An 8,234-nucleotide genomic window follows, 5' to 3' on the forward strand; every position below is an offset into this window, starting at 1 on the left:
TGTACCTGCAAAGGTTCACTGCGAAGTTTTGCTCTTTAAAAATCTGGATCAAGCTGAAAATTGAAACACTGAACAACGAAAGTTGTTCGTGAGTCTCTCAAATTTTCGCAACACGATGATGGTTCGTAAGAAACATCTTCGGGTTGTGAGGTTAAGCGACTAAGCGTACACGGTGGATGCCCTGGCAGTCAGAGGCGATGAAGGACGTGCTAATCTGCGATAAGCGTCGGTAAGGTGATATGAACCGTTATAACCGGCGATTTCCGAATGGGGAAACCCAGTGTGATCCGTCACACTATCATTAACTGAATCCATAGGTTAATGAGGCGAACCGGGGGAACTGAAACATCTAAGTACCCCGAGGAAAAGAAATCAACCGAGATTCCCCCAGTAGCGGCGAGCGAACGGGGAGGAGCCCAGAGCCTGAATCAGTATGTGTGTTAGTGGAAGCGTCTGGAAAGGCGTGCGATACAGGGTGACAGCCCCGTACACAAAAATGCACATGCTGTGAGCTCGATGAGTAGGGCGGGACACGTGGTATCCTGTCTGAATATGGGGGGACCATCCTCCAAGGCTAAATACTCCTGACTGACCGATAGTGAACCAGTACCGTGAGGGAAAGGCGAAAAGAACCCCGGCGAGGGGAGTGAAAAAGAACCTGAAACCGTGTACGTACAAGCAGTGGGAGCCTCTTTAATGGGGTGACTGCGTACCTTTTGTATAATGGGTCAGCGACTTATATTCTGTAGCAAGGTTAACCGAATAGGGGAGCCGAAGGGAAACCGAGTCTTAACTGGGCGTTAAGTTGCAGGGTATAGACCCGAAACCCGGTGATCTAGCCATGGGCAGGTTGAAGGTTGGGTAACACTAACTGGAGGACCGAACCGACTAATGTTGAAAAATTAGCGGATGACTTGTGGCTGGGGGTGAAAGGCCAATCAAACCGGGAGATAGCTGGTTCTCCCCGAAAGCTATTTAGGTAGCGCCTCGTGAATTCATCTCCGGGGGTAGAGCACTGTTTCGGCAAGGGGGTCATCCCGACTTACCAACCCGATGCAAACTGCGAATACCGGAGAATGTTATCACGGGAGACACACGGCGGGTGCTAACGTCCGTCGTGAAGAGGGAAACAACCCAGACCGCCAGCTAAGGTCCCAAAGTCATGGTTAAGTGGGAAACGATGTGGGAAGGCCCAGACAGCCAGGATGTTGGCTTAGAAGCAGCCATCATTTAAAGAAAGCGTAATAGCTCACTGGTCGAGTCGGCCTGCGCGGAAGATGTAACGGGGCTAAACCATGCACCGAAGCTGCGGCAGCGACACTATGTGTTGTTGGGTAGGGGAGCGTTCTGTAAGCCGTTGAAGGTGTGCTGTGAGGCATGCTGGAGGTATCAGAAGTGCGAATGCTGACATAAGTAACGATAAAGCGGGTGAAAAGCCCGCTCGCCGGAAGACCAAGGGTTCCTGTCCAACGTTAATCGGGGCAGGGTGAGTCGACCCCTAAGGCGAGGCCGAAAGGCGTAGTCGATGGGAAACAGGTTAATATTCCTGTACTTGGTGTTACTGCGAAGGGGGGACGGAGAAGGCTATGTTGGCCGGGCGACGGTTGTCCCGGTTTAAGCGTGTAGGCTGATTTTCCAGGCAAATCCGGAGAATCAAGGCTGAGGCGTGATGACGAGGCACTACGGTGCTGAAGCAACAAATGCCCTGCTTCCAGGAAAAGCCTCTAAGCATCAGGTAACATCAAATCGTACCCCAAACCGACACAGGTGGTCAGGTAGAGAATACCAAGGCGCTTGAGAGAACTCGGGTGAAGGAACTAGGCAAAATGGTGCCGTAACTTCGGGAGAAGGCACGCTGATGGTAGGTGAAGCGACTTGCTCGTGGAGCTGAAATCAGTCGAAGATACCAGCTGGCTGCAACTGTTTATTAAAAACACAGCACTGTGCAAACACGAAAGTGGACGTATACGGTGTGACGCCTGCCCGGTGCCGGAAGGTTAATTGATGGGGTCAGCCGCAAGGCGAAGCTCTTGATCGAAGCCCCGGTAAACGGCGGCCGTAACTATAACGGTCCTAAGGTAGCGAAATTCCTTGTCGGGTAAGTTCCGACCTGCACGAATGGCGTAATGATGGCCAGGCTGTCTCCACCCGAGACTCAGTGAAATTGAACTCGCTGTGAAGATGCAGTGTACCCGCGGCAAGACGGAAAGACCCCGTGAACCTTTACTATAGCTTGACACTGAACATTGAGCCTTGATGTGTAGGATAGGTGGGAGGCTTTGAAGTGTGGACGCCAGTCTGCATGGAGCCGACCTTGAAATACCACCCTTTAATGTTTGATGTTCTAACGTGGACCCGTGATCCGGGTTGCGGACAGTGTCTGGTGGGTAGTTTGACTGGGGCGGTCTCCTCCTAAAGAGTAACGGAGGAGCACGAAGGTTGGCTAATCCTGGTCGGACATCAGGAGGTTAGTGCAATGGCATAAGCCAGCTTGACTGCGAGCGTGACGGCGCGAGCAGGTGCGAAAGCAGGTCATAGTGATCCGGTGGTTCTGAATGGAAGGGCCATCGCTCAACGGATAAAAGGTACTCCGGGGATAACAGGCTGATACCGCCCAAGAGTTCATATCGACGGCGGTGTTTGGCACCTCGATGTCGGCTCATCACATCCTGGGGCTGAAGTAGGTCCCAAGGGTATGGCTGTTCGCCATTTAAAGTGGTACGCGAGCTGGGTTTAGAACGTCGTGAGACAGTTCGGTCCCTATCTGCCGTGGGCGCTGGAGAACTGAGGGGGGCTGCTCCTAGTACGAGAGGACCGGAGTGGACGCATCACTGGTGTTCGGGTTGTCATGCCAATGGCACTGCCCGGTAGCTAAATGCGGAAGAGATAAGTGCTGAAAGCATCTAAGCACGAAACTTGCCCCGAGATGAGTTCTCCCTGAGACTTTAAGTCTCCTGAAGGAACGTTGAAGACGACGACGTTGATAGGCCGGGTGTGTAAGCGCAGCGATGCGTTGAGCTAACCGGTACTAATGAACCGTGAGGCTTAACCTTACAACGCCGAAGATGTTTTGGCGGATGAGAGAAGATTTTCAGCCTGATACAGATTAGATTAACCGGCGATAAGCGGGTTGATAACAGAATTTGCCTGGCGGAGATAGCGCGGTGGTCCCACCTGACCCCATGCCGAACTCAGAAGTGAAACGCCGTAGCGCCGATGGTAGTGTGGGGTCTCCCCATGCGAGAGTAGGGAACTGCCAGGCATCAAATAAAGCGAAAGGCCATCCGTAAGGATGGCCTTTTTGCGCTGGTGCGGAAAAAATGCCGGATGCGATGCTGGCGAGCCTTATCTGTCCTGCGCAGGGTTACGGTAGGGGTCAGCAGCGCATTATTCCCCCACATACGCCAGATTCAGTAGCGGATACGGTTTCCCCAGCTCGTCGACTTCCGAACGCCCGGTAACGTTAAATCCCATCTTCTTATAGAATCCTACTGCTTGCTCATTTTGCTCATTAACGTTGGTTGTCAGTTCCGTGGCCATCGAGAGCGCATGTTCCACCAGTAGTCGACCTACGCCATACCCGCGCGCATCAGAATCGACAAATAGCGCATCCATATGCTGCCCGCTTAGCAACATAAACCCAATCGGTTGATCCCGCTCATTAACCGCAACCCACAGCGGTGCTTCTGGCAGAAACGAACTCACCAGCTCTTCCAGTTCGACCCGATAGTCTGCAGACAAAAAATGGTGGGTAGCATCGACAGAACGACACCAGATCGAAACCAGTTTTTCCCCTTCCTCATGCCGTGAACGGCGAATTCTAATAACCATTTCCACTCCTTTTATTCATGCTTATATTCTAACTCAGCCTTTTTCTTGAAACTTTCTCACCTTGAACATGCAGGCTCGACATTGGCGAATTTTCTGGTTATCTTCAGCTATCTGGATGTCTAAACGTTTGAACGTATGTAGTGAGGTAATCAGGTTATGCCGATTCGTGTGCCGGACGAGCTACCCGCCGTCAATTTCTTGCGTGAAGAAAACGTCTTTGTGATGACAACTTCGCGCGCGTCTGGTCAGGAAATTCGTCCGCTAAAGGTGCTTATCCTTAACCTGATGCCGAAGAAGATCGAAACTGAAAATCAGTTTTTACGCCTGCTTTCAAACTCTCCTTTGCAGGTCGATATTCAGTTGTTGCGCATCGATTCTCGCGAGTCGCGCAACACGCCTGCAGAGCATCTGAACAACTTCTACTGCAACTTTGAAGATATACAGGAACAGAACTTTGATGGTCTGATTGTAACTGGCGCGCCGCTGGGTCTGGTGGAGTTTAATGACGTCGCTTACTGGCCGCAGATCAAACAGGTATTGGAGTGGTCGAGAGATCACGTCACCTCGACATTATTTGTCTGTTGGGCGGTTCAGGCCGCGCTTAATATTCTCTACGGTATACCCAAGCAAACCCGCACCGACAAACTTTCGGGTGTATACGAGCACCACATTCTCCATCCTCATGCGCTTCTGACGCGTGGATTTGATGATTCATTTCTGGCACCGCATTCGCGATATGCAGACTTTCCGGCAGCGTTGATTCGTGATTACACCGATCTGGAGATTCTGGCAGAGACAGAAGAAGGGGATGCGTATTTGTTTGCCAGCAAAGACAAGCGCATTGCCTTTGTGACGGGCCATCCCGAATACGATGCGCAAACACTGGCGCAGGAATATTTCCGCGATGTAGAAGCCGGACTAACTCCGGATGTACCGTATAACTATTTCCCGCATAACGATCCGCAAAACAAACCGTGTGCGAGCTGGCGTAGTCACGGTAATTTGCTGTTTACCAACTGGCTCAACTATTACGTCTACCAGATTACGCCATACGATCTACGCCACATGAATCCAACGCTGGATTAATCTTCTGCGGCGATCGATCGTTAAGCGATTCAGCACATTACATCAGGCACCTTCGGGTGCCTTTTTTATTTCTGAAACGTCACTCATCAAGTGAATTAATTTTATTATTATTGTTATCAATAAGTTAATTGATAATTAAATTAAAAATGGAAATTGTTTTTGATTTTGCATTTTAAATGAGTAGTCTTAGTTGTGCTGAACGAAAAGCGCACAACGATCCTTCGTTCACAGTGGGGAAGTATTCGGATCCATGACGAGGAGCTGCACGATGACTCAACAGGCAACAACAACCGATGAACTGGCTTTCATAAGGCCGTATGGCGAGCAGGAGAAGCAAGTTCTCACCGCCGAAGCGGTAGAATTTCTGACTGAGCTGGTGACGCATTTTACGCCACAACGCAATAAACTTCTGGCAGCGCGCATTCAGCAACAGCAGGATATCGATAACGGGACGTTGCCTGATTTTATTTCGGAAACAACTTCCATTCGAGAAAGTAATTGGAAGATTCGCGGAATTTCTGCGGACTTACAAGATCGCCGGGTAGAGATAACCGGACCCGTTGAGCGCAAGATGGTGATTAACGCGCTAAACGCTAATGTGAAAGTCTTCATGGCTGACTTCGAGGATTCACTGGCCCCGGACTGGAACAAAGTGATCGACGGGCAAATTAACCTGCGCGATGCGGTTAACGGCACCATCAGTTACACCAACGAAGCAGGTAAAATTTATCAACTCAAGCCCAATCCGGCGGTTTTGATTTGTCGGGTACGCGGCCTGCACTTGCCGGAAAAACATGTTACCTGGCGTGGTGAAGCAATCCCTGGCAGCCTGTTTGATTTTGCTCTCTACTTCTTCCACAACTACCAGGCGCTGCTGGCAAAGGGCAGTGGTCCTTATTTTTATCTGCCAAAAACTCAGTCCTGGCAGGAAGCTGCATGGTGGAGCGAAGTCTTCACTTACGCAGAAGGTCGCTTTAACCTGCCGCGCGGCACCATCAAGGCAACGTTACTCATTGAAACCTTGCCTGCTGTATTCCAGATGGATGAAATCCTTCACGCACTGCGCGACCATATTGTCGGTCTGAACTGCGGTCGCTGGGATTACATCTTTAGCTATATCAAAACATTAAAAAACTATCCCGATCGCGTCCTGCCAGACCGCCAGGCAGTGACAATGGATAAACCGTTCCTCAGTGCCTATTCACGTCTGCTGATTAAAACCTGCCATAAACGCGGTGCATTCGCGATAGGCGGCATGGCGGCCTTTATCCCGAGTAAAGATGAAGAGCGCAATAATCAGGTGCTCAACAAGGTAAAAGCGGATAAAGCACTAGAAGCCAGCAACGGTCACGATGGTACGTGGATCGCCCATCCAGGCCTTGCTGATACCGCTATGGCGGTATTTAACGACATCCTCGGCTCTCGTAAAAACCAGTTAGAAGTCCTGCGCGAGCAAGATGCACCGGTTACTGCCGAACAACTGCTGGCTCCTTGTGACGGTGAGCGTACCGAAGAAGGCATGCGCGCCAATATTCGTGTGGCCGTGCAGTACATCGAAGCATGGATCTCCGGCAACGGCTGTGTGCCGATTTATGGTCTGATGGAAGACGCAGCAACGGCAGAGATTTCCCGCACCTCTATCTGGCAATGGATCCACCATCAAAAAACGTTGAGCAATGGCAAACCGGTGACCAAAGCACTGTTCCGCCAGATGTTGGCTGAAGAGATGAAAGAGATTGCCCATGAATTGGGCGAACAACGTTTCAATAGTGGGCGCTTCGATGATGCTGCTCGCCTGATGGAACAGATCACCACTTCCGATGAGTTAATTGATTTCCTGACCCTGCCAGGCTACCGCCTGTTAGCGTAAACCACCACATAACTATGGAGCATCTGCACATGAAAACCCGTACACAACAAATTGAAGAATTACAGAAAGAGTGGACTCAACCGCGCTGGGAAGGTATTACCCGCCCATACAGCGCGGAGGACGTGGTGAAATTACGCGGCTCGGTCAATCCGGAATGCACGCTGGCACAACTGGGCGCGGCAAAAATGTGGCGACTGCTGCACGGTGAATCGAAAAAAGGCTATATCAACAGCCTCGGCGCACTGACTGGCGGTCAGGCGCTGCAACAGGCGAAAGCGGGTATTGAAGCGGTTTACCTGTCTGGCTGGCAGGTAGCGGCGGATGCTAACCTGGCGGCCAGCATGTATCCGGACCAGTCACTTTATCCGGCAAATTCAGTGCCAGCGGTAGTGGAGCGGATCAATAACACCTTCCGTCGAGCTGATCAGATCCAGTGGTCCGCAGGTATTGAGCCGGGCGATCCGCGTTATGTTGATTATTTCCTGCCGATCGTTGCCGATGCTGAAGCCGGTTTTGGTGGTGTCCTGAATGCTTTTGAGCTGATGAAAGCGATGATTGAAGCCGGTGCAGCGGCAGTTCACTTCGAAGATCAGTTGGCGTCAGTGAAAAAATGCGGTCACATGGGCGGTAAAGTGCTGGTGCCAACCCAGGAAGCGATCCAGAAACTGGTCGCGGCGCGTCTGGCTGCGGATGTTACAGGAGTTCCGACCCTGTTGGTTGCACGTACTGATGCCGATGCAGCAGACCTGATCACCTCCGATTGCGATCCGTACGACAGCGAATTCATCACTGGTGAACGTACTAATGAAGGTTTCTTCCGTACCCATGCGGGCATTGAACAAGCTATCAGCCGTGGCCTGGCTTATGCGCCATATGCTGACCTGGTTTGGTGTGAAACCTCTACGCCAGATCTGGAACTGGCGCGCCGTTTTGCCGACGCTATTCATGCGAAATATCCAGGCAAGCTGTTAGCCTACAACTGCTCGCCGTCGTTCAACTGGCAGAAAAATCTCGACGACAAAACTATTGCCAGCTTCCAGCAGCAATTGTCGGATATGGGTTACAAATTCCAGTTTATCACCCTGGCGGGTATCCACAGCATGTGGTTCAACATGTTCGACCTGGCAAACGCCTATGCGCAGGGCGAGGGGATGAAGCATTATGTTGAGAAAGTGCAGCAGCCGGAATTTGCTGCTGCGAAAGATGGCTACACCTTCGTTTCTCACCAGCAGGAAGTGGGTACGGGTTATTTCGATAAAGTGACGACCATTATTCAGGGTGGCACATCGTCGGTTACCGCACTGACCGGCTCTACCGAAGAATCGCAGTTCTAAGCAACCGACAATTGTTGTTGGCTGTAGACCGGATAATGCGTTTACGCCGCATCCGGCAATGAGCGCCTGATGCGACGCTTGCGCGTCTTATCAGGCCTACAAATGTTGCAGAC

Annotated in this window: 4 protein-coding genes and 2 rRNA genes; 5 read left to right on the forward strand and 1 reads right to left on the reverse strand. The window is 51.2% G+C overall.

All coding sequences use genetic code 11. The features are described 5' to 3' along the window. The first annotated feature begins 149 nt into the window (after positions 1 to 149). Positions 150 to 3,053, forward strand: a 23S ribosomal RNA gene (locus A1SC_RS04840). A gap of 93 nt (positions 3,054 to 3,146) precedes the next feature. Then, positions 3,147 to 3,262: ribosomal RNA gene (rrf, locus tag A1SC_RS04835) — 5S ribosomal RNA — on the forward strand. A gap of 125 nt (positions 3,263 to 3,387) precedes the next feature. On the opposite strand, the gene A1SC_RS04830 is transcribed toward rrf, so the two are convergent. Further along, on the reverse strand, positions 3,388 to 3,831 hold the full coding sequence (locus A1SC_RS04830; RefSeq protein WP_016262759.1) for an acetyltransferase: 444 nt from the start codon (positions 3,829 to 3,831) through the stop codon (positions 3,388 to 3,390). A gap of 156 nt (positions 3,832 to 3,987) precedes the next feature. Here A1SC_RS04830 and metA point away from each other — a divergent pair, with 156 nt between their 5' ends. From metA to aceA, 3 genes are all read left to right on the forward strand, one after another. After that, positions 3,988 to 4,917: a homoserine O-acetyltransferase MetA gene (metA, locus tag A1SC_RS04825; protein ID WP_001122799.1), complete on the forward strand. Its 930-nt coding sequence runs from the start codon at positions 3,988 to 3,990 to the stop codon at positions 4,915 to 4,917. 268 nt (positions 4,918 to 5,185) lie between these two features. Beyond that, positions 5,186 to 6,787 (forward strand): malate synthase A, encoded by a 1,602-nt coding sequence (gene aceB / locus A1SC_RS04820; RefSeq protein WP_016262760.1) that lies wholly within the window; start codon positions 5,186 to 5,188, stop codon positions 6,785 to 6,787. Positions 6,788 to 6,816: 29 nt separating this feature from the next. Beyond that, positions 6,817 to 8,121 (forward strand): isocitrate lyase, encoded by a 1,305-nt coding sequence (gene aceA / locus A1SC_RS04815; RefSeq protein WP_000857846.1) that lies wholly within the window; start codon positions 6,817 to 6,819, stop codon positions 8,119 to 8,121. Positions 8,122 to 8,234 lie beyond the last annotated feature (113 nt).

The organism is Escherichia sp. KTE52, assembly GCF_000408325.1.
GTDB lineage: Bacteria > Pseudomonadota > Gammaproteobacteria > Enterobacterales > Enterobacteriaceae > Escherichia > Escherichia marmotae.

Excerpts from the sequence above, each read along its gene's own strand:
- A1SC_RS04830 (WP_016262759.1), bottom strand. The coding sequence starts at position 3,831 with ATGGTTATTAGAATTCGCCGTTCACGGCATGAGGAAGGGGAAAAACTG.
- metA (WP_001122799.1), top strand. The coding sequence starts at position 3,988 with ATGCCGATTCGTGTGCCGGACGAGCTACCCGCCGTCAATTTCTTGCGT.
- aceB (WP_016262760.1), top strand. The coding sequence starts at position 5,186 with ATGACTCAACAGGCAACAACAACCGATGAACTGGCTTTCATAAGGCCG.
- aceA (WP_000857846.1), top strand. The coding sequence starts at position 6,817 with ATGAAAACCCGTACACAACAAATTGAAGAATTACAGAAAGAGTGGACT.